At 58.6% G+C, this 503-nt stretch carries 1 rRNA gene; it reads left to right on the forward strand.

The annotated features are described in order from the left end of the window. Positions 1–153 precede the first annotated feature (153 nt). Positions 154–503 (forward strand): 23S ribosomal RNA (locus tag LPU43_RS00060); the annotation flags it as partial.

Genomic DNA, 503 nt, shown 5'->3' on the forward strand with positions numbered 1-503 from the left:
CGGATGCCTTGAGCGGAGTGAGTAGCTTCGCGGGCTGCCAGGCATGGCCTGGTCTCGCATACCGCCGGCGGTTGTCGGGTTTCTGGTGTGGGGCTTGTGGGTTGTGGGTTGGTCGTTTGTTGAGAATTGCACAGTGGACGCGAGCATCTTTGTGGTCAAGTTGTCAAGGGCGAACGGTGGATGCCTTGGCACCAGGAGCCGATGAAGGACGTGGGAGGCCGCGATAGGCCTGGGGGAGCTGTCAACCAAGCTGTGATCCCAGGGTGTCCGAATGGGGAAACCTGGCTGGAGTCATGTCCAGTCACCCGCACCTGAATACATAGGGTGTGTGGAGGGAACGCGGGGAAGTGAAACATCTCAGTACCCGTAGGAAGAGAAAACAACATGTGATTCCGTGAGTAGTGGCGAGCGAAAGCGGATTGAGGCTAAACCGGCTGCGTGTGATACCTGTCAGGGGTTGCGTGGTCGGGGTTGTGGGACCCCGCTGAGTGTACTGACATGCA

This window comes from Micromonospora okii (assembly GCF_020884795.1).
In the GTDB taxonomy this organism is placed as follows: Bacteria; Actinomycetota; Actinomycetes; order Mycobacteriales; family Micromonosporaceae; genus Micromonospora; species Micromonospora okii.